21 protein-coding genes are annotated in these 22742 nt (G+C 70.6%); 8 read left to right on the top strand and 13 right to left on the bottom strand.

What is annotated here, in order from left to right; translation table 11 throughout:
* Positions 1–6 precede the first annotated feature (6 nt).
* Genes AZE13_RS18160 through AZE13_RS18145 form a run of 4 tightly spaced genes read right to left on the bottom strand, consistent with a single transcriptional unit; the run spans position 7 to position 3847 of the window.
* The gene (locus AZE13_RS18160) at positions 7–324 is read right to left on the bottom strand and encodes a non-heme iron oxygenase ferredoxin subunit (RefSeq protein WP_066932489.1); all 318 of its coding nucleotides are present in this window, start codon (positions 322–324) and stop codon (positions 7–9) included.
* Complete coding sequence (gene sufD / locus AZE13_RS18155; protein ID WP_066932487.1) at positions 321–1505, bottom strand: Fe-S cluster assembly protein SufD; 1185 nt, start codon at positions 1503–1505, stop codon at positions 321–323. The genes AZE13_RS18160 and sufD overlap by 4 nt, the downstream gene beginning before the upstream one ends.
* Positions 1506–1565: 60 nt before the next feature.
* Positions 1566–2987 carry a Fe-S cluster assembly protein SufB gene (gene sufB / locus AZE13_RS18150; protein WP_066932485.1) on the bottom strand — a complete coding sequence of 474 codons (1422 nt, stop codon included), beginning with the start codon at positions 2985–2987 and terminating at the stop codon, positions 1566–1568.
* Entirely contained in the window at positions 2984–3847 is an 864-nt protein-coding gene (locus AZE13_RS18145; protein WP_066932483.1) for a helix-turn-helix transcriptional regulator, read from the bottom strand. Before AZE13_RS18145 ends, sufB begins: the two co-directional genes overlap by 4 nt.
* 323 nt (positions 3848–4170) lie before the next feature.
* Between AZE13_RS18145 and AZE13_RS18140 the strand changes: the two genes are divergently transcribed.
* The 3 genes from AZE13_RS18140 (at position 4171) to AZE13_RS18130 (ending at position 7176) form a co-directional block, all read left to right on the top strand.
* On the top strand, positions 4171–5160 hold the full coding sequence (locus AZE13_RS18140; RefSeq protein ID WP_079124116.1) for an ABC transporter ATP-binding protein: 990 nt from the start codon (positions 4171–4173) through the stop codon (positions 5158–5160).
* 88 nt (positions 5161–5248) lie between these two features.
* Positions 5249–6061, top strand: coding sequence for an ABC transporter permease (locus tag AZE13_RS18135; RefSeq protein ID WP_066932481.1), 813 nt, complete (start codon positions 5249–5251; stop codon positions 6059–6061).
* Between the two features lie 110 nt (positions 6062–6171).
* Positions 6172–7176: a COX15/CtaA family protein gene (locus AZE13_RS18130; protein WP_066932479.1), complete on the top strand. Its 1005-nt coding sequence runs from the start codon at positions 6172–6174 to the stop codon at positions 7174–7176.
* Here AZE13_RS18130 and AZE13_RS18125 read toward each other — a convergent pair.
* From AZE13_RS18125 to AZE13_RS18115, 3 genes are all read right to left on the bottom strand, one after another.
* Positions 7140–8213, bottom strand: a complete 1074-nt coding sequence (locus AZE13_RS18125; protein WP_066932477.1) for an amidohydrolase — start codon at positions 8211–8213, stop codon at positions 7140–7142. The two genes, AZE13_RS18130 and AZE13_RS18125, sit on opposite strands and share 37 nt — an antisense overlap.
* A gap of 129 nt (positions 8214–8342) precedes the next feature.
* Positions 8343–8702, bottom strand: a complete 360-nt coding sequence (locus AZE13_RS18120) for a hypothetical protein (protein WP_066932475.1) — start codon at positions 8700–8702, stop codon at positions 8343–8345.
* A gap of 70 nt (positions 8703–8772) precedes the next feature.
* A complete protein-coding gene (locus tag AZE13_RS18115; protein ID WP_079124115.1) occupies positions 8773–9723 on the bottom strand; it encodes a heme o synthase in 951 nt (316 codons plus the stop codon).
* Positions 9724–10236: 513 nt separating this feature from the next.
* On the opposite strand from AZE13_RS18115, the gene tkt reads away from it, so the two are divergent.
* Genes tkt through pgl form a run of 5 tightly spaced genes read left to right on the top strand, consistent with a single transcriptional unit; the run spans position 10237 to position 16878 of the window.
* Positions 10237–12324 carry a transketolase gene (gene tkt / locus AZE13_RS18110; RefSeq protein WP_066932471.1) on the top strand — a complete coding sequence of 696 codons (2088 nt, stop codon included), beginning with the start codon at positions 10237–10239 and terminating at the stop codon, positions 12322–12324.
* Positions 12325–12358: 34 nt separating this feature from the next.
* Positions 12359–13477: a transaldolase gene (gene tal / locus AZE13_RS18105; protein WP_066932469.1), complete on the top strand. Its 1119-nt coding sequence runs from the start codon at positions 12359–12361 to the stop codon at positions 13475–13477.
* Between the two features lie 4 nt (positions 13478–13481).
* Positions 13482–15014 (top strand): glucose-6-phosphate dehydrogenase, encoded by a 1533-nt coding sequence (gene zwf / locus AZE13_RS18100; RefSeq protein ID WP_066932467.1) that lies wholly within the window; start codon positions 13482–13484, stop codon positions 15012–15014.
* The gene (gene opcA / locus AZE13_RS18095) at positions 15011–16099 is read left to right on the top strand and encodes a glucose-6-phosphate dehydrogenase assembly protein OpcA (protein ID WP_066932465.1); all 1089 of its coding nucleotides are present in this window, start codon (positions 15011–15013) and stop codon (positions 16097–16099) included. The genes zwf and opcA overlap by 4 nt, the downstream gene beginning before the upstream one ends.
* Positions 16096–16878, top strand: coding sequence for a 6-phosphogluconolactonase (gene pgl, locus AZE13_RS18090; protein WP_066932463.1), 783 nt, complete (start codon positions 16096–16098; stop codon positions 16876–16878). Before opcA ends, pgl begins: the two co-directional genes overlap by 4 nt.
* A gap of 64 nt (positions 16879–16942) precedes the next feature.
* Here pgl and pgi read toward each other — a convergent pair whose 3' ends face one another.
* From pgi to gap, 6 genes are all read right to left on the bottom strand, one after another.
* Positions 16943–18595, bottom strand: a complete 1653-nt coding sequence (gene pgi / locus AZE13_RS18085; protein ID WP_066932775.1) for a glucose-6-phosphate isomerase — start codon at positions 18593–18595, stop codon at positions 16943–16945.
* A gap of 178 nt (positions 18596–18773) precedes the next feature.
* Positions 18774–19109, bottom strand: coding sequence for an RNA polymerase-binding protein RbpA (locus AZE13_RS18080; protein ID WP_016578660.1), 336 nt, complete (start codon positions 19107–19109; stop codon positions 18774–18776).
* Positions 19110–19263: 154 nt separating this feature from the next.
* A complete protein-coding gene (secG, locus tag AZE13_RS18075) occupies positions 19264–19500 on the bottom strand; it encodes a preprotein translocase subunit SecG (RefSeq protein WP_066932462.1) in 237 nt (78 codons plus the stop codon).
* 128 nt (positions 19501–19628) lie between these two features.
* On the bottom strand, positions 19629–20405 hold the full coding sequence (gene tpiA, locus AZE13_RS18070; RefSeq protein WP_066932460.1) for a triose-phosphate isomerase: 777 nt from the start codon (positions 20403–20405) through the stop codon (positions 19629–19631).
* 6 nt (positions 20406–20411) lie between these two features.
* Positions 20412–21614, bottom strand: coding sequence for a phosphoglycerate kinase (locus tag AZE13_RS18065; RefSeq protein ID WP_066932454.1), 1203 nt, complete (start codon positions 21612–21614; stop codon positions 20412–20414).
* A gap of 114 nt (positions 21615–21728) precedes the next feature.
* Positions 21729–22733 carry a type I glyceraldehyde-3-phosphate dehydrogenase gene (gene gap / locus AZE13_RS18060; protein ID WP_066932452.1) on the bottom strand — a complete coding sequence of 335 codons (1005 nt, stop codon included), beginning with the start codon at positions 22731–22733 and terminating at the stop codon, positions 21729–21731.
* Between the last annotated feature and the right edge of the window lie 9 nt (positions 22734–22742).

Genomic DNA, 22742 nt, shown 5'->3' with positions numbered 1-22742 from the left:
GGTGCCTCAGGACTCCTGGGTGACGGAGACGAGCACGTCGTCCCCTTCGATCTTTACGGGGTATACGGGGACGGGCTGCGTCGCGGGAAGGCTGTCGGGTTTGCCGGTACGCAGGTCGAAGCTGGAGCCGTGCAGCCAGCACTCGATGTGGCAGTTCTCGACCTCGCCCTCGGAGAGGGAGACGTTCGCGTGCGAGCAGATGTCGTTGATCGCGAACACCTCGCCCTCGGTGCGGACCAGGGAGACGGGGACGCCGTCGAGCTCCACCCGCTTGGGGGTGTCCTCCTCCAGCTCGCTGAGCGCGGCCGCGCGTACGTAGCTCATACCGCGGTCGCTTCCAGCTCGGCTTCGATCTTGCTCATCAGGCGCTCTTCGACGTCCGGCAGCCCGATCTGCTGGACGAGCTCGGCGAAGAAGCCGCGGACGACCAGGCGGCGGGCCTCGTCGGCGGGGATACCACGGGCCATCAGGTAGAACAGCTGCTCGTCGTCGAACCGGCCGGTCGCCGAGGCGTGGCCGGCACCGACGATCTCACCGGTCTCGATCTCCAGGTTGGGCACCGAGTCGACCCGCGCGCCGTCGGTCAGCACGAGGTTGCGGTTGAGCTCGTAGGTGTCCGTGCCGGTCGCCGAGGCCTGGATCAGCACATCGCCGATCCACACCGCGTGCGCGTCGTCGCCCTGCAGTGCGCCCTTGTACGTGACGTGGGAGCGGCAGTTGGGTGCCTGGTGGTCGACGAAGAGACGGTGCTCGTGGTGCTGGCCCTGTTCGGTGAAGTACAGGCCGTAGAACTCCGCCTCGCCGCCCGGACCGGCGTAGTCGACGCGCGGGTGCAGGCGGACCAGGTCACCGCCGAAGGTGACCACCACCGACTTGAACGAGGCGTCCCGGCCGACCAGCGCGTTGTGCTGCCCGGTGTGAACGGCCGTGTCGTCCCAGTCCTGGACGGAGACGACGGTGAGCTTGGCGCCGTCGCCCAGGACGTAGTCGACGTTGGCGGCCAGCACGGCATCCCCGGTGTGGTCGATGACCACGACCGCCTCGGCGAACGCGCCCAGCTCGATCACCTGGTGCCCGAAGGCCGTACCGCCCTCACCGTGCACCGCGATGCGGATCGGCTCGGTCAGCACGGTCTCCTTGGGGACGGTGACGACCGACGCCTTCTCGAACGAGCTGTACGCCTGCGCGGCGACCCGGTCCACCGGCGTGCCGGCCTTGCCGACCCGCGCATCGGTACGGTCGACCAGCTCGTGGGTGACGCCCTCGGGCGCGGTGATGTCGATCTTCAGGTCCGGGCCGGCGGCCACGGCGCTGCCGTCGTGCAGGCCCTTCAGGCGTGCCAGGGGGGTGAAGCGCCACTCCTCCTCGCGGCCGTGCGGGACCGGGAAGTCGGCCACGTCGAAGGACGGCGGGGCGCTCATCCTCGTCGCGACGGTGGACTCCGCGGCCACCGCCAGGGAGCCGGTGGTCGTCGATCCCAGGGGGATGTTCTGAGCCTTGGCCATGGCTGTCGTCGTGCTCGCTTTCTGCTTCGAAAAGTTCGTCGCTGCTCGGTGCCCGGGCGGTCAGCCGACCGCGCCCTCCATCTGCAGCTCGATCAGCCGGTTCAGCTCCAGGGCGTACTCCATCGGCAGCTCCCGCGCGATCGGCTCGACGAAGCCACGCACGATCATCGCCATCGCCTCCTGCTCACTGAGACCACGGCTCATCAGGTAGAAGAGCTGGTCCTCACTGACCTTGGAGACCGTCGCCTCGTGCCCCATCGAGACATCGTCCTCACGGACGTCGACGTAGGGGTAGGTGTCGGAGCGGGAGATGGTGTCCACCAGCAGCGCGTCGCACAGCACGTTGGACTTCGAACCCGCCGCGCCCTCGCCGATCTCCACCAGACCGCGGTAGGAGGTCCGGCCGCCGCCCCGCGCCACCGACTTGGAGACGATGTTGGAGGAGGTGTTGGGCGCCATGTGCACCATCTTCGAGCCGGCGTCCTGGTGCTGGCCCTCGCCGGCGAAGGCGATGGACAGGGTCTCGCCCTTGGCGTGCTCACCCATCAGGTAGACGGCCGGGTACTTCATCGTCACCTTGGAGCCGAGGTTGCCGTCCACCCACTCCATGGTCGCGCCCTCGTAGGCGACGGCGCGCTTGGTGACCAGGTTGTAGACGTTGTTCGACCAGTTCTGGATCGTCGTGTAGCGGCAGCGGCCGCCCTTCTTCACGATGATCTCCACGACCGCGGAGTGCAGCGAGTCCGACTTGTAGATCGGCGCCGTGCAGCCCTCGACGTAGTGGACGTAGGCGTCCTCGTCGACGATGATCAGCGTCCGCTCGAACTGGCCCATGTTCTCGGTGTTGATCCGGAAGTAGGCCTGCAGCGGGATGTCGACGTGGACACCCTTGGGGACGTAGATGAACGACCCGCCGGACCACACCGCGGTGTTCAGCGACGCGAACTTGTTGTCGCCCACCGGGATGACCGTGCCGAAGTACTCCTGGAACAGCTCCGGGTGCTCCTTCAGCGCCGTGTCGGTGTCCAGGAAGATGACGCCCTGCTTCTCCAGGTCCTCACGGATCTGGTGGTACACCACCTCGGACTCGTACTGCGCCGCCACACCCGCGACCAGCCGCTGCTTCTCCGCCTCGGGGATGCCCAGCTTGTCGTAGGTGTTCTTGATGTCCTCGGGCAGGTCCTCCCACGAGGCGGCCTGCTGCTCGGTGGAGCGCACGAAGTACTTGATGTTGTCGAAGTCGATCCCCGACAGATCCGAGCCCCAGGTCGGCATCGGCTTCTTGTCGAACAGCCGCAGGCCCTTCAGGCGGAGCTTGAGCATCCACTCCGGCTCGTTCTTCTTCGCCGAGATGTCGCGGACGACGTCCTCGGAAAGACCGCGCTTGGCAGCGGCGCCGGCCGCGTCGGAGTCGGCCCAGCCGTATTCGTACTTGCCCAGACCCTCGAGCTCAGGGTGAGCAGTCTCCGTGGGGAGCGTCATGCGGGGTTCCTCCCGGCCGTGCTTGCAGATGCTGTGGTGGTCTGTGTGGTGCGCCCACCGGTGTGGTGAGCGGCCTTGCCGGCCCTGGCCCCGGAGGCTCTTCCGGCCTTCGGGATGAAGGTCGTACACACTCCGTCGCCGTGGGCGATGGTGGCAAGACGCTGTACGTGGGTCCCGAGCAGACGGGAGAAGACCTCGGTCTCCGCCTCGCACAGCTGCGGGTACCGCTCGGCGACATGGGCGACCGGGCAGTGGTGCTGGCAGAGCTGTTCACCGAGCTGGGGATTGGGCGCACTGCGCGCCGTAGCAGCGTACCCGTCCGCGGTCAACGCCTTCGCCAGGGCCTGGGTGCGGGCCTCCGGAGGGGCGCTCTCGACCGCCTCGCGGTAGCCCTCGGCCTGGGCCGCGAGCCGTGCGCGGGCGAACGCGGCGACGGCCGCCTCGCCCTTCTCGCCGCCGCCGGCGCTCTCCGCGATCCAGCGGAGCGCGTCGCAGGCGAGCTGGTCGTAGGCCTGGTCGAAGGCGTCCCGGCCGCAGTCGGTGAGGGCGAAGGCCTTGGCCGGACGGCCGCGGCCGCGGGTGCCGTACACCCGCTTCTCGCGGGGCTCGACGACGCCCTCGGCGGCCAGCGCGTCCAGATGGCGGCGGACGGCGGCCTGGGTCAGCTCCAGGCGGAGCGCGAGCTCGGCCGCGGTGGACGGGCCGTGGTCGAGGATGGAGCGGGCGACCCTGTTGCGAGTGCCCCGCTGTTCGTCGTGCGAGGCCTGGCGGGGCTGCTCGGCCGCCCCCGACGTAGCGGGAACCGGCCCTGCGGTCCGGCCGACCGCGGGCTCCCGCTGCCCCTCGCTCGCGTATTTCACAACGCCATTGTTGCGTAATTCGTCAAACCGATACAAGCCTCGAAGGGGCCGGCGGATGGTGGCCTCTATCACTTAGGTTTACCTAATTCAAGTCCCCGCGGGGAGCCGCGGAACACGTGTCGACCTGCGGCCCGACCTGCGGCGGGGCGGCCCGGGCCGGCGACCGGGCGACCATGGACCGACGGCCGCGGAAACCCGTGCCGCCCGTGCGGGAGCACACCCCCGGATTGGTGAGCCGGCGCCCCCACGGCGGGCGGTCCCCTCGGTCTTCGTAGGACGCCCCCACGGCGGGCCGTCCCCTCCGTCTTCGTAGACTGCCCGCCATGCGCAGCAGCTCCCCGGGGGACGCCCCCCGGCCCCGCCCCGGCCCTTCGGCGGGGGGATCCCCAGGCCGAGAGCCTGCCGTCGAGATCACCGGCCTGGTCAAGCGGTACGGGACGAAGACCGCCGTGGACGGGCTCGACCTGACCGTCGCCCGCGGTGCGGTGACCGCCGTTCTCGGACCCAACGGCGCCGGCAAGACCACCACCGTCGAAACCTGCGAGGGCTACCGCCGTCCGGACGCCGGGCAGGTCCGCGTCCTGGGCCTGGACCCGGTCGCCGACGCCGCCGCGCTGCGCCCCCGGATCGGCGTGATGCTGCAGTCCGGCGGCGTCTACGCGGGCGCCCGGGCCGAGGAGATGCTGCGGCACACCGCCACCCTGCACGCCCATCCGCTCGACGTCGGCGAGCTGATCGAGCGCCTCGGGCTGGGCGGCTGCGGCCGGACGCCCTACCGGCGGCTCTCCGGCGGCCAGCAGCAGCGCCTGGCCCTGGCGATGGCCGTGGTGGGCCGCCCCGAACTGGTCTTCCTCGACGAGCCCACGGCCGGCCTCGACCCGCAGGCCCGGCACGCCACCTGGGACCTCGTCCGTCAGCTGCGCACCGACGGGGTGAGCTGCGTGCTCACCACCCACTTCATGGACGAGGCCGAGCAGCTCGCCGACGATGTCGCGATCATCGACGGCGGCCGGGTGATCGCCCAGGGCAGCCCGGAGGAGCTGTGCCGCGGCGGCGCGGAGAACAGCCTGCGCTTCACCGGGCGGCCGGGCCTGGACCTCGCCTCGCTGCTGAAGGCGCTGCCCACGGAGAGCCACGCCACGGAGCTCGCGGCCGGCACGTACCGCGTGCGCGGCACGGTCGACCCGCAGCTGCTGGCGACCGTCGCCTCCTGGTGCGCGCAGAACGGGGTGATGCCGGACGCGATAACCGTGGAACGGCACACCCTGGAGGACGTCTTTTTGGCGCTGACGGGTAAGGAGCTGCGCGGATGAATCAGGGCCATGCCCTGTCCGGCCGGGGGTCCGGGGGTTGTCCCCCGGGAGAACACAGCTTGGCGCTGACGGGTAAGGAGCTGCGCGCATGACCGCCACCGAGGCCGGTGCCGTCACCGGTACCGGCGCCTTCGCCCCGCGGCCCGGTGCGGCGCCGCTGCCCCGGATGATCCGGGCGCAGGCGGCGCTGGAGACCAGGATGCTGCTGCGCAACGGTGAGCAGCTGCTGCTGACCGTGATCATCCCGACGCTGTTGCTGGTGCTCTTCTCCGCCGTCGACATCGTCGCCGTGCCCACCGATACGGCGGGGGGCGCGGGGAAGGCGGTGGACTTCCTCGCACCGGGCGTCCTCGCGCTGGCCGTGCTGTCCACGGCGTTCACCGGGCAGGCCATCGCCACCGGCTTCGAGCGCCGCTACGGGGTCCTCAAGCGGCTGGCCGTGTCGCCGCTGCCGCGCTGGGGGCTGATGACCGCGAAGACCTGCGCGGTGGTGGTCACCGAGGTACTCCAGGTCACCCTGCTGACGGCGGTCGCCTTCGCGCTGGGCTGGTCGCCGCACGGCGATCCGGTCTCGGTGGTCGCGCTGCTCGCCCTCGGTACGGCGGCGTTCTCCGGCCTGGGCCTGCTGATGGCCGGGACGCTCAGGGCCGAGGCGACGCTGGCCGCCGCGAACCTGGTCTTCCTGCTGCTGCTCGTCGGGGGCGGGGTGATCGTCCCGCTGGCGAAGTTCCCGGAGGCGGTCCGGTCCGTCCTGGAGTTCCTGCCCATCTCCGCCCTGTCGGACGGCCTGCGGGACGTCCTCCAGCACGGCGCCGGGGTGCCCTGGGCGGACCTGGGGATCCTGGCCGGATGGGCCGTGGTGGGGCTGGGCGCGGCGGCGAGGTTCTTCCGCTGGGAGTAGCGGAGCTCTTCCGCCGTGAGTAACGGGGGCGAGCAGCGGGACCAGGCGGCGACGAGGCTCCTGGCCCCCCTCGTGAAAACTTGCACAAGGCCCCGCCTACGATGTCTCCCGTGCCGAATACGCTGAATCCCCTTGAGCTGATCGCCCGCCGCTGGCAGCCCTCCGCGGCCTTTGTGCGGCGGGCCGCGCTGGCGACCGTGGTGATGGCCGTGATCATCGTCGTCACGGGCGGTGCGGTCCGGCTCAGCCAGTCCGGGCTGGGCTGCTCGACCTGGCCCAAGTGCACGCCGGAGAGCCTGACCCCGACCGCCGCGATGGGCATCAACGGCCTCATCGAGTTCGGCAACCGGATGCTGACGTACGTGCTGTGCGCGGTCATCGGCCTGTTCATCATCGCCGCCCGCGCCCGGCACCCCCGGCGCCGTTCGCTGACCCGGCTCGGCTGGGCGCAGTTCTGGCTCACCATGACCAACGCCGTCATCGGCGGCATCACGGTCCTGACCGGCCTGAACCCGTACATCGTCGGCTCGCACTTCCTCGCCGCCACGGCGCTGCTCACCGTCGCCGTACTGAGCTGGAAGCGGGCGGGCGAGGGCGACGAGGAGCCGCGCGAGCTGGTCGCCCGCCCGGTGCGGCAGCTGGCCTGGCTGCTGGTGGCGGCGACCGGCGCGCTCACGGTGGTCGGCACGGTGGTCACCGGTACGGGCCCGCACGCCGGCGACGCGAAGAAGGTCCACCGCATTCCGCTGGACTGGCAGGAGATCACCCAGCTGCATGTGGACTTCGTCTACATCGTGGTCGGGCTGAGCGTCGCCCTGTGGTTCACCCTGCGGGCCGTCAAGGCCCCGGCGGCCCCGCGCCGGACGGTGCTGGAGCTGCTCGCCTGCCTCGCGGCGCAGGGCGTCATCGGCTACGTCCAGTACTTCCTGGGCCTGCCCGAGCTCGTCATCGGGTTCCACATGCTGGGCTCGGCCCTGGTGTGGATCTGTGTGCTGCGGGCCGCCCTGGCGCTGCGCGACCGCGGCCCGCTGCCGGAGGGGGAGGCAACGGCCGCCGAGCCCCGCCCGGCCGCCGCGCCTCAGCCGGCCGCGGAGACGTCCGCCGTCAGCCGGTAGACCCGCCGGGCGTTCCCGGCCCCCACCATCTCGGTGATCCGCCGCCCGTCCTCGGGCCCGCACAGGCCCTCGGCGGCCCACTCCCCCACGAGGCGCTGCATGCCGCGCAGGAAGGTGCGGGCGCCGGTGACGTACAGCTCGGGCAGCCCGCGGGCCGCCGAGGAGAACAGCAGCTTGCCGAACGGCGCCTGGCGCAGGGTCTCTTCGGGGCGGGGCCCGGCGTCGGCGTAGACATGGGTGTGCGCGGCGGCGAGCTGGGCCGCCCGCCGGTGGTGCGGCGCCCCGGGCAGCAGGACGAGGTCGGCGCCGATGCCGGTGGTGGCGCCGAGGAAGGCCGCCAGCCGCCGCGGGTCGGGGCAGTGCAGCTGGACGGGCAGGCCGGTGGCCACCGCGCTCCACAGCAGGTGGCGGACGAGGGCGGGTTCGGCCAGGCCGTCCCCGGGGCGGCGGGTGCGCAGCCAGCGGTCCGCGGCGCGGCGTACCTCCCCGGCTTCGGGGGCGTGGCCGTCGCAGTAGGTGGCGCCGGAGGCGAAGGCGGTGGCGTGCTGGGCCGCCGCGTAGAGGGCCTCGGCGGTATAGCCGATGAAGGAGTCGACGCTGCCGGAGGTGTCGGCGACCTGCTCGGCGAGGGCTTCGAGCCGTACCACCTCGTGGGCGCGGGCCTCGGCGGCGGTGGCGATCTCACCGGCCGAGGTCAGTTCGCTGGGGGTGCCGGACTCCAGCAGGAAGGTGCCGATGCCGGAGCCGCGCAGCAGGATCCGGCCGGCCCGGTAGGCGCCCACCTCGCGTCGGCGGGCCAGGTAGCGGGCCGGCGGGCAGTGCGGTTCCAGGCCGAGCAGCGGGGGGCACCAGCGGCGTATCGCAAGGCCGGTGACGCTGTCGAAGTAGCTGGTGCCGCCGGGCGCCGGGCCCCGGGCGCCGACCGCGGCGGCCAGGTGGGACTCGAACGACCCCAGGCCCAGTTCGCCGTGGACCGCGCCATGGCTGTACTGATCGATGAGCGGTGGCTGATCTGCCGGGGATGGTAGGCCGTCCATCCGCTCCTCCTCGCCGAGAGCCCACCGGGCGTGACCGGAGCGCCGCGCCCGGTGGGCTTAACGGAAGAGGTGGTGGTGAGGTAGCGGGCTCCGATTGTGACGCGCGCCCCGTTACGTTCCTGCGCGTTCTCAGGGGTTGGCCGGGCCGCCCACCTGGATGCCCGCCATCCGGGACCATTCGTAGGGGCCGGTGCGCACCTTGGCGGCGAGCTCGCCGTCGAAGTCGTCCTGGAGGGTGACACCGGCCCGGGCGGCGGCGTCCCGGGCGGAGTCGTAGCTGTCCGCGACGAGGTTGCCCCATTCGCCGTTGGCCCCGACGAGGGCTATCCGGGTGCGGCCGCGGCCGATGTGCGCGAGCTGGCCTTCGGCGCTGCCGCCGTGGGTGTCGGCGAAGGCGCGGATCTGCTTGGCGAGCCTCGCCGTGCGCTTGTCCGCCGCGCCGCCGGCGGCCGTCTCCGGCCGCTCGTCCGCCTGCTGGGTATCTGCCATGGCAGCATGCTACCCATCGGTAATCAACGGCGGAAGGGCTCCGGGCAGGGTGCCGCGGCGGCCCCGCGGATCAGCGGAGGAAGGGGTCCACCGCGACGGCGACGAACAGCAGGGAGACGTAGGTGATGGACCAGTGGAACAGCCGCATCTCCTTGAGCTTGGGGCCGGTGATCCCGGCCTTCGCCCGGGCCTGCAGGGCGTGCGCCTCCTTGAGCCAGAAGGCGCCGCAGGCGACCGCGACCGCGGTGTAGAACCAGCCGGTGTAGCCGAGCGGCTGCAGCAGCAGCGAGACGCCGACCATCACCCAGCTGTAGAGCACGATCTGACGGGCCACGGCCTTGTTGCCGGCGATCACCGGGAGCATCGGCACGCCGACCCGCTCGTAGTCGTCCTTGGCCTTCATCGACAGCGGCCAGTAGTGCGGCGGCGTCCAGAAGAAGATGACCAGGAAGAGGATCAGCGCGGCCCAGGAGACCGAGTTCGTCACCGCGGACCAGCCGATGAACACCGGCATACAGCCGGCGATCCCGCCCCAGACGATGTTCTGCGCCGTGCGCCGCTTGAGGATCATCGTGTAGACGACGACGTAGAAGAGCAGCGCCCCGAGCGACAGCACCGCCGACAGCGGGTTGACGAGGACCCAGAACCAGGCGGTGGACACGACCGCGAGAGCGGACGCGAAGACCAGGCACTCGCGCGGCGAGACCATGCCGGTCACCAGCGGACGCTGCGAGGTGCGGTCCATCATGGCGTCGATGTCGCGGTCGAGGTACATGTTGAAGGCGGCCGCGCCCCCGGCGGAGAGATAGCCGCCGACGCAGGTCGCCAGGACGAGCCACAGGTCCGGGACGCCGCCCGCCGCCAGGAACATCACCGGGATCGTGGTCATCAACAGCAGCTCGATGACGCGCGGCTTGGTGAGCGCCACGAACGCCTTGACGCGGGCCCCGAACGGACGGTGACCTGGCCCTGCGGGGCTCTCGGAGAGAGCCCCCACAGGACGGGATTCGACGGCCGTCACGCACACCCCTGGAAGTAACATCAGCGGCTCCCGCCGCGGAAGAAATAAGACTTGCGAGCCCGTGCGGTGGTGCAGAGATCCGGCACAAGCTTGCGCGTACCACGCCACTTTAGACGTTGGCCATACGGCGGCCTTCGCGGGGGTGGGGTCGTGTTGGCGGGTGCCCTCGCCGCCTTCCCCGGGTGGTCCGGCCCCGGTTTCCACCGATGCCCGGCTGTCGCCCGGCGGCTGTCCGACCACTGCCCGGCCGCTGCCCGGCCCGTGTCACGGGAGGCACACCCGGCCGCCGCCCGGCAGTCTGGAGGCAGGGCCGTCGTGCCGGGCCGGGAATGTACGGCGGGCCGGTGTGGTTGCTCAAAGCGACGAGAAACGGGGGCAGGCACCCCGACTGAGCGGCCCGGACATCGACTGAGCGTCGAAAAGACGCGCCCACTTACGGGGGTAGGCTCGACACCGCCTGACGGACAAACCGTCCGCGGCCTTCGACATTGTGGAGAGGAGCCCTGACTCAGGGTGAGCACCAAGCCGACCACCACAGAATTCGAGTGGACCGAACTGGACCAGCGGGCCGTGGACACCGCCCGGGTCCTGGCCATGGACTCCGTGCAGAAGGTCGGTAACGGCCATCCGGGTACGGCCATGAGCCTGGCTCCCGCCGCGTATGTGCTGTTCCAGAAGCTGATGCGGCACGACCCGGCGGACGCGGACTGGACCGGCCGCGACCGGTTCGTGCTCTCCGCGGGCCACTCCAGCCTGACCCTCTACATCCAGCTCTACCTCGCCGGCTACGGCCTGGAGCTGGACGACCTGAAGTCCTTCCGTACATGGGGCTCGGCGACCCCGGGCCACCCGGAGTACGGCCACACCGCCGGCGTGGAGACCACCACCGGCCCGCTGGGCCAGGGTGTCGCCAACGCGGTCGGCATGGCGATGGCGGCCCGCTACGAGCGCGGTCTGTTCGACCCCGAGGCGGCGGCCGGCTCCTCGCCGTTCGACCACCACATCTTCGCGATCGCCGGTGACGGCTGCCTCCAGGAGGGCATCGCCGCCGAGGCGTCCTCGCTGGCCGGCCACCAGAAGCTCGGCAACCTCGTCCTGCTGTGGGACGACAACCACATCTCGATCGAGGGCGACACCGAGACCGCCATCTCCGAGGACGTCGTCAAGCGGTACGAGGCCTACGGCTGGCACGTCCAGCGCGTGGCGCCCAAGGAGAACGGCGACCTCGACCCCGAGGCGCTGTTCCGCGCCATCGAGGCCGCGAAGGCGGTCACGGACAGGCCGTCGTTCATCGCGATGCGCTCGATCATCGCCTGGCCGGCCCCCAACGCCCAGAACACCGAGGCCGCGCACGGCTCGGCGCTGGGCGAGGAGGAGGTCGCGGCCACCAAGCGCGTGCTGGGCTTCGACCCGGAGCAGACCTTCGAGGTCACCGACGAGGTGATCGCGCACACCCGTGGCGCCCTCGACCGCGGCCGGGACGCGAAGAAGGAGTGGGAGAAGGCCTTCGCCGCCTGGCGCACCGCGAGCCCGGAGCGGGCCGCCGACTTCGACCGGATCGCGGCCGGCGAGCTGCCCGCGGGCTGGGAGGACCACCTCCCGGTGTTCGAGACCGGCAAGGCCGTGGCCACCCGCGCCGCGTCCGGCAAGGTGCTCCAGGACCTCGGCGCGGTCATCCCCGAGCTGTGGGGCGGCTCCGCCGACCTCGCGGGCTCCAACAACACCACCATCGACAAGAACTCCTCGTTCCTGCCGAAGGGCAACCCGCTGCCGGAGGCCGACCCGTACGGCCGCACGATCCACTTCGGCATCCGCGAGCACTCCATGGCCGCGGAGATGAACGGCATCGCGCTGCACGGCAACACCCGTGTCTACGGCGGCACCTTCCTGGTGTTCTCCGACTACATGCGCAACGCCGTCCGGCTGTCCGCGCTGATGCACCTGCCGGTGACGTACGTGTGGACGCACGACTCCATCGGTCTGGGCGAGGACGGCCCGACCCACCAGCCGGTCGAGCACCTGGCCTCGCTGCGCGCCATCCCGGGCCTGAACATCGTCCGCCCGGCCGACGCCAACGAGACCGCCATCGCCTGGCGCGAGATCCTCCGGCGCTGGACCAAGGAGTTCGGCGTGGGGGCCCCGCACGGCCTGGCGCTGAGCCGTCAGGGCCTGCCGACCTACCCGGTCAACGAGGACGCCGCCAAGGGCGGTTACGTCCTGTTCGAGGCCGAGGGCGGCAAGCCCGAGGTCGTGCTGATCGGCACCGGCTCCGAGGTGCAGCTGGCCGTGGCGGCGCGCGAGCAGCTGCAGGCCGCGGGTGTGCCCACCCGGGTGGTGTCGATGCCGTCGGTGGAGTGGTTCGACCAGCAGGACCAGGCCTACCGCGACAGTGTGCTGCCCCCGTCCGTGAAGGCCCGGGTCGCCGTCGAGGCCGGTATCGGCCTGACCTGGCACCGCTTCGTCGGTGACGCCGGACGCATCGTGTCGCTGGAGCACTTCGGTGCCTCGGCCGACGGCAAGGTCCTCTTCCGCGAGTTCGGTTTCACCGCCGACGCGGTGGCCGCCGCCGCCCGGGAGTCGCTGGAAGCCGCCGCGCGCTGACGCACGTACCCAACGAGTAGGAGATGCAGAACCCATGACAGACGCACTCAAGCGCCTCTCCGAGGAAGGCGTCGCGATCTGGCTGGACGACCTGTCGCGCAAGCGCATCACGTCCGGCAACCTCGCCGAGCTGATCGACGAGCAGCACGTCGTCGGCGTCACGACGAACCCGTCGATCTTCCAGAAGGCGATCTCCTCCGGCGACGGCTACCAGCAGCAGGTCAGCGACCTCGCGGCCCGTAAGGTCACCGTCGACGAGGCGATCCGCATGATCACGACGGCCGACGTCCGGGACGCCGCCGATGTGCTGCGGCCGGTCTTCGACGCCACCGGCGGCCAGGACGGCCGGGTCTCCATCGAGGTCGACCCGCGCCTGGCGCACAAGACCGTGCCGACCATCGCCGAGGCCAAGCAGCTGGCCTGGCTGGTGGACCGCCCGAACACCCTGATCAAGATCCCGGCCACCAAGGCGGGCCTCCCGGCGATCACCGAGGTCATCGGCCTGGGCATCAGCGTCAACGTCACGCTGATCTTCTCGCTGGAGCGCTACCGCGAGGTGATGGACGCCTACCTGGCCGGTCTGGAGAAGGCCAAGGCGGCCGGCCTGGACCTGTCCGAGATCCGTTCGGTGGCGTCGTTCTTCGTGTCCCGTGTGGACACCGAGATCGACAAGCGGCTGGACAAGCTGGGCACGGACGAGGCCAAGGCGCTCAAGGGCAAGGCCGCGCTGGCCAACGCCCGGCTGGCGTACCAGGCGTACGAGGAGGTCTTCGGCTCGGAGCGCTGGGCCGCTCTGGAGAAGGCCGGTGCGCACAAGCAGCGTCCGCTGTGGGCCTCGACCGGTGTCAAGGACCCGGCCTACAAGGACACCCTGTACGTGGACGAACTGGTCGCCCCGGGCACGGTCAACACCATGCCGGAGGCCACCCTGGAGGCCACCGCGGCGCGCGGCGAGATCACCGGTGACACGGTGCGCGGCAGGTACGCGGCGGCGCAGGCCGACCTCGACGCGCTCGCCGCGCTCGGGATCTCGTACGACGAGGTCGTGCAGCTCCTGGAGGACGAGGGCGTGGAGAAGTTCGAGGCCTCCTGGAACGACCTGCTCAAGTCGACCGAGGCGGAGCTCAAGCGCCTCGCACCTTCGGAGGGCTGAACCCTTGACCGCTGTTCATGGAGCGAACCCGCTTCGTGACGCCGCGGACCGGCGGCTCCCGCGTATCGCGGGGCCGTCGGGCCTGGTCATCTTTGGCGTCACGGGCGATTTGTCCCGCAAAAAGCTGATGCCTGCGGTCTACGACCTGGCCAACCGCGGACTGCTTCCGCCGGGTTTCTCGCTCGTCGGGTTCGCCCGCCGCGAGTGGGAGGACGAGGACTTCGCGCAGGAGGTGTACACAGCGGTCAAGGAGCACGCGCGTACGCCGTTCCGTGAGGAGGTCTGGCAGCAGCTCAGCCAGGGCATGCGCTTCGTCCAGGGCACCTTCGACGACGACGTGGCCTTCGAGACCCTCCGGGACACCATCAACGAGCTCGACAAGGCCCAGGGCACCGGCGGCAACTTCGCCTTCTACCTGTCCGTGCCGCCGAAGTTCTTCCCCACGGTCGTCCAGCAGCTGAAGAAGCACGGGCTGGCCGAGCAGACCGAGGGGTCCTGGCGCCGCGCGGTCATCGAGAAGCCGTTCGGGCACGACCTGGCGAGCGCCCAGGAGCTCAACCGGATCGTCCACGAGGTCTTCCCGCCCAACGAGGTCTTCCGGATCGACCACTACCTGGGCAAGGAGACGGTCCAGAACATCCTGGCGCTGCGGTTCGCCAACACGATGTTCGAGCCGCTGTGGAACCGCTCCTACGTCGACCACGTGCAGATCACCATGGCCGAGGACATCGGCATCGGCGGCCGGGCCGGCTACTACGACGGCATCGGCGCCGCCCGTGACGTCATCCAGAACCACCTCCTCCAGCTGCTCGCGCTGACCGCCATGGAGGAGCCCGCCTCCTTCGACGCGGACGCGCTGGTAGCCGAGAAGACCAAGGTGCTGGGCGCGGTCCGGCTGCCCAAGGACCTCGGCAAGGAGACCGTGCGCGGGCAGTACGCGGCCGGCTGGCAGGGCGGCGAGCAGGCTGTCGGCTACCTCCAGGAAGAGGGCATCGACCCGAAGTCGAAGACCGACACCTACGCCGCGATCAAGCTGTCGATCGACAACCGCCGCTGGGCGGGCGTCCCCTTCTACCTGCGCACCGGCAAGCGGCTGGGCCGCCGGGTCACCGAGATCGCGGTGGTCTTCCAGCGCGCCCCGCACTCCCCCTTCGACACCTCCACCACCGAGGAACTGGGCCAGAACGCCCTGGTCATCCGGGTGCAGCCGGACGAGGGCGTGACCGTGCGGTTCGGGTCCAAGGTGCCGGGCACCTCCATGGAGGTCCGGGACGTGTCGATGGACTTCGCGTACGGCGAGTCCTTCACGGAGTCCAGCCCGGAGGCGTACGAGCGTCTGATCCTGGACGTGCTGCTGGGCGACGCCAACCTCTTCCCGCGGGTGGAGGAGGTCGAGCAGTCCTGGCGGATCCTCGACCCGATCGAGACGTACTGGGACAAGCACGGCAAGCCCGCGCAGTACCCGGCGGGCACCTGGGGCCCGGCCGAGGCGGACGAAATGCTCGCACGAGACGGACGGAGCTGGCGTCGGCCATGAAGATCGATCTGACGGAAACCACGGCCAGCAAGATCAACAAGGCGCTGGTGGAGGGCCGCCGCGCCGTCGGCACTCCGGCGATCGGCATGGTGCTCACCCTCGTCATCGTCACCGACGAGGAGCACGCCTACGACGCCCTGAAGGCGGCCAACGAGGCGTCCCGCGAGCACCCCTCGCGCACGCTCGTCGTCATCAAGCGGGTCAGCCGGTCGCCGCGCGACCGCGCCCAGGCCCGCCTGGACGCCGATGTGCGGGTCGGTACGGACGCCGGTACCGGCGAGACGGTGGTGCTGCGGCTGTACGGCGAGGTGATCGACCACGCCCAGTCCGTGGTGCTGCCGCTGCTGCTGCCGGACGCGCCGGTCGTCGTCTGGTGGGCGGTCAACGCCCCGCTGGACCCCGCCAAGGACCCGCTCGGCGCGCTGGCGCAGCGCAGGGTCACCGACAGCTACGCCTCCGAGGAGCCCGTCCAGGAGCTGTCGGCGCGCGCAGAAACGTACACTCCGGGCGATACCGACCTGGCGTGGACCCGCATCACGCCCTGGCGTTCGATGCTGGCGGCGGCGCTCGACCAGGCCCCGTGCACGGTCACCTCGGCCGAGGTCGAGGGCGAGGAGTTCAACCCCAGCTGCGAGCTGCTCGCCATGTGGCTGGCGAACCGGCTGAACGTCCCGGTGACCCGCAAGGTGTCGCCCGGCCCCGGCCTGACCTCCGTCCGGATGGAGTCCGCCGGCGGCTCGATCGTGCTGCACCGGCCCAACGGCTCGGTGGCCACGCTCTCCATGCCGAACCAGCCGGACCGCCATGTGGCGCTCAAGCGGCGGGACACCTCGGACCTGCTCGCCGAGGAACTGCGCCGGCTCGACCCGGACGACATCTACGCCGCCACGCTGAAGTTGGGCGTGGACCGGATCGGTGACGGACCGGCGGCAGCTCCTGGTGGCAGCCGGGGGACGGCCGAGCGGCCCGCCGGGGAGCCGGCCCCGTCCGGCGACGCACCGGCCGGCGACGCGGCGTCCGGTCCCGCGGCGAAGAAGGCGAAGCAGGCCCCCGCCAAGCCCGCCAAGAGGGCGGCCGCCACGTGAGCGCTCCCCAGGTCGTCGTCCACCGCGACAAGGAGCTGATGGCCCAGGCCGCGGCGGCCCGGCTGATCACGAAGATCGTGGACGCGCAGACCGCCCGCGGCTCCGCCTCCGTGGTCCTGACCGGCGGGCGCAACGGCAACGCGCTGCTCGCGGCGCTCGCCGAGGCGCCCGCCCGGGACGCGGTGGACTGGTCCCGGCTCGACCTGTGGTGGGGCGACGAGCGCTTCCTGCCGGAGGGGAACCCCGAGCGGAACCACACCCAGGCGTGCGCGGCGCTGCTGGACAGCGTGCCGGTGGACCCTGCGCGGGTGCACCCCATGGAGCCGTCGGGGGGCCGGTTCGGCCAGAACGCGGACGCGGCGGCCGAGGCGTACGCCCTCGAACTCGCCGCCGCGGCCGGGCCCGAGAACCACGCGGAGGTCCCGTCCTTCGACGTCCTGCTGCTGGGCGTCGGGCCGGACACCCATGTGGCCTCGCTCTTCCCCGAACTGCCGGCCGTCCGTGAGCAGGAGCGGACGGTGGTCGGGGTGCACGGCGCGCCGAAGCCGCCGCCGACCCGGATCACCCTCACCCTGCCCGCGATCCGCGCGGCGCGGGAGGTGTGGCTGCTGGCGGCCGGCGAGGACAAGGCCAACGCCGCGGCCATCGCGCTCTCCGGCGCGGGCGAGGTGCAGGCCCCGGCGGCCGGTGCCCGCGGCCGCGGCCGCACCCTGTGGCTGCTGGACGAGGCGGCGGCTTCCCAGCTGCCGCGCGATATGTATCCGCCGGCTTCAGCCTGAGAAGCCTCGCGCAGGGAAGGGCCCCACACCCTCGGGTGTGGGGCCCTTCCCTATCCGGCGATCATCAACGTCCGCGCAGCTGCCGGTACTTGGCGACCAGACCCGCCGTCGACGCGTCCAGGCCCGGCACCTCCGCGCCCTCGGTCAGCGCGGGCTCGACCCGCTTCGCGAGGACCTTGCCGAGCTCCACGCCCCACTGGTCGAAGGAGTCGATGTTCCACACCGCGCCCTGGACGAACACTTTGTGCTCGTAGAGCGCGATCAGCTGCCCGAGCACGGACGGGCTGAGCTCCCCGGCCAGGATGGTGGTGGTGGGGTGGTTGCCGTGGAACGTCCGGTGGGGGACCAGCTCCTCGGCCACGCCCTCGGCGCGCACCTCGTCCGGTGTCTTGCCGAAGGCCAGCGCCTGCCCCTGGGCGAAGAGGTTGGCCATCAGCAGGTCGTGCTGGGCGACCAGGCCCGGCCGCAGGTCGTCGACCGGACGGGCGAAGCCGATGAGGTCGGCCGGGATCATCTTCGTGCCCTGATGGAGCAGCTGGTAGTAGGCGTGCTGGCCGTTCGTGCCGGGCGTGCCCCAGACGACCGGGCCGGTCTGCCAGTTCACCCGATGGCCTTCGCGGTCCACGGACTTGCCGTTGGACTCCATGTCCAGCTGCTGCAGATACGCGGTGAACTTGGACAGGTAGTGGCTGTACGGCAGCACCGCATGCGACTGGGCGTCCCAGAAGTTGCCGTACCAGATGCCGAGCAGACCGAGCAGCAGCGGGGCGTTCTCCTGCGGCGGGGCGGTGCGGAAGTGCTCGTCGACCAGGTGGAAGCCGGCCAGCATCTCCCGGAACCGCTCCTTGCCGATCGCGATCATCAGCGAGAGGCCGATCGCCGAGTCGTAGGAGTAGCGTCCGCCGACCCAGTCCCAGAACTCGAACATGTTGTCCGGGTTGATCCCGAACTCGGTGACCTTCTCGGCGTTCGTCGACAGCGCCACGAAGTGCTGGGCGACGGCCTCGGCTCCGGCGCCCAGGCCGGTGAGCAGCCAGTCCCGCGCCGAGGTGGCGTTGGTGATCGTCTCGATGGTGGTGAAGGTCTTCGAGGCGATGATGAACAGCGTCTCGGCCGGGTCCAGATCGCGGATCGCCTCGTGCAGATCGGCACCGTCCACATTGGAGACGAACCGGAACTGCATGTCCCGGTGGGTGTAGGCGCGCAGCGCCTCGTACGCCATCGCCGGGCCCAGGTCCGAGCCGCCGATGCCGATGTTGACGACGGTCCTGATGCGCCTGCCGGTGTGGCCCTTCCAGTCGCCGGAGCGGACCCGGTCGGAGAAGGTGCCCATCTTCGTCAGGACGGACTGCACGGCGGGGACGACGTTCTCCCCGTCACTCTTGATGACCGCCGAGCCGGGCGCGCGCAGCGCGGTGTGCAGGACGGAGCGCCGCTCGGTGTTGTTGATCTTGTCGCCGCGGAACATCGCGTCCCGGAGCTCCGCCACACCGGTCGCCGAGGCCAGGTCGCCCAGCAGCCGCAGCGTCTCGTCCGTGACGAGGTGCTTGGAGTAGTCCAGATGCAGATCGCCGACCTGGAGCGTGTACCGCTCCGCGCGCGCCGGGTCCCGTTCGAACAGCTCGCGCAGCCGCACCTCCCCCAGCTGCTCCCGGTGCTTGCTCAGCGCGGTCCACTCAGGCATCTGGTCGAGCCTGCTGCGGCCTTCTGCGTTCATCTCGGACATCAGCCTTCTTCATCTCGTACCGGCCCCGCCACCCCCAACCTAAAGGATCAGCGCGCGGTATGCGGTATGGGGCATCCGTCCGCTTCCGGCGGAGGTGTCGGGGGACGCACACCGGCCCGGCCGAGGGGTCGTTCTCCCCCTCGGCCGGGCCGGTGTGCGTACGGGTCCGTCAGATCTCACCGCGGAGCTTGGCGAGCGCCTCCGCGAGGATCGCCTCGCCGTCGGCGTCGCTACGGCGCTCCCGGACGTAGGCGAGGTGGGTCTTGTAGGGCTCGGTGCGCGGCGGGTCCGGCGGGCTGTCCCGGTCCTTGCCGGCCGGGAAACCACAGCGCGGGCAGTCCCAGGTGTCCGGGACCTGCGCGTCGCCGGCGAAGCTGGGCTGCGTCTCGTGCCCGTTGGAGCACCAGAAGGAGATGCGGATGCGCGGCGCGGACTCGCCGCGCTCGGCCTCCCCCATCGGCCCCGCCCCGACCCGACTTCCTCGGATCGCGTTGCCACTTGCCACGGTCGTAACTCCCTGCGTAAAGGTGCTGCAAAGCCTTCACATCAGCTGCGCTGCGGAACGTCACAGTCTACGTAAAGCCCAACGCGCGTCCAGTGACCGGAGTTACCCGTCCAGGGACGCCGCCTCATGATAGGCCGCGGCCGACGACGGGGTGTCAGTTGCCGAGCTTCATCAGGACGCCGAGGACGACGATGCAGGCGAACCACAGCAGACCGACCACGATGGTGATGCGGTCCAGGTTGCGCTCGGCGACCGAGGAGCCGCCGACCGAGGACTGCATACCGCCGCCGAACATGTCGGACAGACCGCCGCCCTTCCCCTTGTGCATGAGCACCAGCATCATCAGCAGCAGGCTGAAGACGATGAGGGCGATCGAGAATCCGATGACCACGGCTGGACCAACTCTCTAGGACTCACTGACAGACATACGTACGGAACGGGTGCGGGGCCGGAGGCGGTGCTGCCGCACCGATCCCGGCCCCGACAGGGTACGACGAGGGCTCCCCCTCGTCATAGCTGCTACTGGTCGCGGAAGCGGACGATCTTCACGAATTCGTCCGCGTCGAGCGAGGCGCCGCCGATCAGCGCGCCGTCGACGTCCGGCTGCGCCATGATCGCCGCGACGTTGCCGGACTTGACCGAGCCGCCGTACTGGATGCGGACCTTGTCGGCCAGCTCCTGGCTGTAGAGCTCGGCGAGGCGGCCGCGGATGGCACCGCAGACCTCCTGCGCGTCCTCGGGGGTGGCGACCTCGCCGGTGCCGATGGCCCACACCGGCTCGTAGGCGATCACGATGGTCTCGGCCTGCTCGGCCGGGATGTCCTGCAGACCGCCGTCGAGCTGGGCGAGGGTGTGCGCGACCTGGTTGCCGGCCTTGCGGACGTCCAGGCCCTCGCCGACGCAGAGGATCGGGGTCAGGCCGTGCCGGAAGGCCGCCTTGACCTTGGCGTTGCAGATCTCCTCGTTCTCGCCGTGGTACTGGCGGCGCTCGCTGTGGCCGATGGCCACGAACGTGCACTTGAGCTTGGCGAGCATGGCGCCGGAGATCTCACCGGTGTAGGCACCGGAGTCCTGCGCGGAGACGTCCTGGGCGCCGTACTTGATCTTGAGCTTGTCGCCGTCGACCAGCGTCTGGACCGAGCGCAGATCAGTGAAGGGCGGCAGGACCGCGACCTCCACGGCGTCGAAGTCCTTGTCGGTGAGGGCGAAGGCGAGCTTCTGGACGTGTGCGATGGCCTCGAGGTGGTTGAGGTTCATCTTCCAGTTGCCCGCCATCAGCGGGGTACGGGTGGTCATGCGGTGTCAGTCCTCCAGAGCGGCGAGGCCGGGGAGCGTCTTGCCCTCGAGGTACTCGAGGCTGGCGCCGCCGCCGGTCGAAATATGGCCGAAAGCATTCTCGTCGAAGCCGAGCGCGCGCACGGCGGCGGCCGAGTCGCCACCACCGACGACGGTGAAGCCGTCGCAGTTGAGCAGCGCCCGCGCGATGGCGGTGGTGCCGCCCGCGTAGTCGGGGTGCTCGGCGACGCCCACCGGACCGTTCCAGAAGACGGTCTCGGCGTCGGCGATCTTCGAGGCGAACAGCTCGCGGGTCTTGGGGCCGATGTCCAGGCCCTCCTTGTCGGAGGGGATCTGGTCGGCGTCGACCGTGACGAAGTCCGCGGGGGCCTTGGTCTTCAGGTCGGGGAAGTCGGCCGAGGCGAGGATGTCGACCGGGAGCACCAGCTCGACGCCGTTCTTCTCGGCGCGCTCCATGTACTCGGTCACCGCCGGGATCTGGTCCTCCTGAAGGAGGGAGATGCCGACCTCGTAGCCCTTGGCCTTGAGGAAGGTGTACGCCATGCCGCCGCCGATCAGCAGGCGGTCGGCCTTGCCGAGCAGCTCGTCGATCACGGCGAGCTTGTCGGAGACCTTGGCGCCGCCGAGCACGACCACGTACGGGCGCTTGACGTCCTCGGTGAGCTTCTTCAGGACGCCGACCTCGGTGGCGATCAGATCGCCGGCGGCGTGCGGAAGGCGCTTGGGCAGGTCGTAGACGGAGGCGTGCTTGCGGTGCACGGCGCCGAAGCCGTCGCCCACGTACAGGTCGGCCAGGGCGGCGAGCCGGTCGGCGAAGGCGCCCCGCTCGGCGTCGTCCTTGCTGGTCTCACCGGCGTTGAAGCGCAGGTTCTCCAGGACGGCCACCTGGCCGTCGGCCAGGCCCGCGACCACGGACTCGGCCGCGTCGCCGACCGTGTCGGTGGCGAACGCCACATCCGCGCCGAGGAGTTCACCGAGCCGCTCGGCGGCCGGGGCCAGCGAGAAGGCCGGGTCCGGGGCGCCCTTGGGACGGCCCAGGTGGGAGGCGACGATCACCTTGGCGCCGCGCTCGGCGAGCTTGGCGATCGTCGGGGCGACGGCGCGGATCCGGCCGTCGTCGGTGATGGTGGTGCCGTCCAGCGGCACGTTCAGGTCGGCACGGACGAAGACCCGCTTGCCCGCTACCTGGAGGTCGTCGATCGTCTTCATGAGGAGTGGCTCCGTCGCATTGGTCGGTCGGTCGCGGTACGGGGCCCGTACGGCGCTTCCCGCGCCGTACGGGCCCCGTCCTCACATCTCGGTGCCCAGGGTGTCAGCCCCGGATCAGAGCTGGCCGCCGACGAACGTGGTCAGGTCCACCAGGCGGTTGGAGTAGCCCCACTCGTTGTCGTACCAGCCGACGACCTTGACCTGCTTGCCCTGGACCATGGTCAGCTGCGAGTCGAAGGTGCAGGAGGCCGGCCAGTTGACGATGTCCGAGGAGACGATCGCGTCCTCGGTGTACTCCAGGACACCCTTGAGCTGGCCCTCGGCGGCCTTCTGGAAGGCGGCGTTGATCTCTTCCCTGGTGGTCTCGCGGCCGAGCTCCAGGACGAGGTCGGTGACCGAGCCGGTGGGGACCGGAACACGCATGGCGATGCCGTCCAGCTTGCCCTTGAGCTGCGGGAGGACCAGCGCGGTGGCCTTGGCGGCACCGGTCGAGGTCGGGATGATGTTCTCCGCGGCGGCGCGGGCGCGGCGCAGGTCCTTGTGCGGGAAGTCCAGGATGCGCTGGTCGTTGGTGTACGCGTGGACCGTGGTCATCATGCCCTTGACGATGCCGAAGTTCTCGTCGAGAACCTTGGCCATCGGCGCCACACAGTTGGTGGTGCAGGAGGCGTTGGAGATGACGTGGTGGTTCGCCGCGTCGTACTTGTCCTGGTTGACGCCCATGACGATGGTGATGTCCTCGTCCTTGGCGGGCGCGGAGATCAGGACCTTCTTGGCGCCGGCGGCGAGGTGCTTGGCGGCGTCCTCGCGCTTGGTGAAGATGCCGGTGGACTCGATGACGATGTCGGCGCCCAGCTCGGCCCAGGGGAGGTTCGCCGGGTCGCGCTCGGCCATCGTCTTGAAGGTCATGTCACCGACGGTGATGGTGTCGTCGGTGTGGCTGACGTCATGCTTGAGACGGCCCAGGATGCTGTCGTACTTCAGCAGGTGGACCAGGGTGGCGTTGTCGGTCAGGTCGTTGACACCGACGATCTCGATGTCCGCACCCTGCTCCAGGAGCGCGCGGAAGTAGTTACGACCGATACGGCCAAAGCCGTTGATGCCTACGCGGATCGTCACGAACCGATC

Source organism: Streptomyces sp. NBRC 110611 (genome assembly GCF_001590865.1).
Classification (GTDB): domain Bacteria; phylum Actinomycetota; class Actinomycetes; order Streptomycetales; family Streptomycetaceae; genus Streptomyces.
Note: the sequence above shows the minus strand (reverse complement) of the source record. Positions and strands in the feature narration are given on the sequence as shown.

What these genes read in the sequence shown, in the direction of transcription:
- tpiA (WP_066932460.1), bottom strand. Translation starts at nt 20,405, where the DNA reads ATGACCACCCGTACCCCGCTGATGGCGGGCAACTGGAAGATGAACCTC.
- AZE13_RS18135 (WP_066932481.1), top strand. Translation starts at nt 5,249, where the DNA reads ATGACCGCCACCGAGGCCGGTGCCGTCACCGGTACCGGCGCCTTCGCC.
- AZE13_RS18120 (WP_066932475.1), bottom strand. Translation starts at nt 8,702, where the DNA reads ATGGCAGATACCCAGCAGGCGGACGAGCGGCCGGAGACGGCCGCCGGC.
- sufD (WP_066932487.1), bottom strand. Translation starts at nt 1,505, where the DNA reads ATGGCCAAGGCTCAGAACATCCCCCTGGGATCGACGACCACCGGCTCC.
- AZE13_RS18125 (WP_066932477.1), bottom strand. Translation starts at nt 8,213, where the DNA reads ATGGACGGCCTACCATCCCCGGCAGATCAGCCACCGCTCATCGATCAG.
- opcA (WP_066932465.1), top strand. Translation starts at nt 15,011, where the DNA reads ATGAAGATCGATCTGACGGAAACCACGGCCAGCAAGATCAACAAGGCG.
- AZE13_RS18160 (WP_066932489.1), bottom strand. Translation starts at nt 324, where the DNA reads ATGAGCTACGTACGCGCGGCCGCGCTCAGCGAGCTGGAGGAGGACACC.
- AZE13_RS18065 (WP_066932454.1), bottom strand. Translation starts at nt 21,614, where the DNA reads ATGAAGACGATCGACGACCTCCAGGTAGCGGGCAAGCGGGTCTTCGTC.
- tal (WP_066932469.1), top strand. Translation starts at nt 12,359, where the DNA reads ATGACAGACGCACTCAAGCGCCTCTCCGAGGAAGGCGTCGCGATCTGG.
- AZE13_RS18140 (WP_079124116.1), top strand. Translation starts at nt 4,171, where the DNA reads ATGCGCAGCAGCTCCCCGGGGGACGCCCCCCGGCCCCGCCCCGGCCCT.
- pgi (WP_066932775.1), bottom strand. Translation starts at nt 18,595, where the DNA reads ATGAACGCAGAAGGCCGCAGCAGGCTCGACCAGATGCCTGAGTGGACC.
- sufB (WP_066932485.1), bottom strand. Translation starts at nt 2,987, where the DNA reads ATGACGCTCCCCACGGAGACTGCTCACCCTGAGCTCGAGGGTCTGGGC.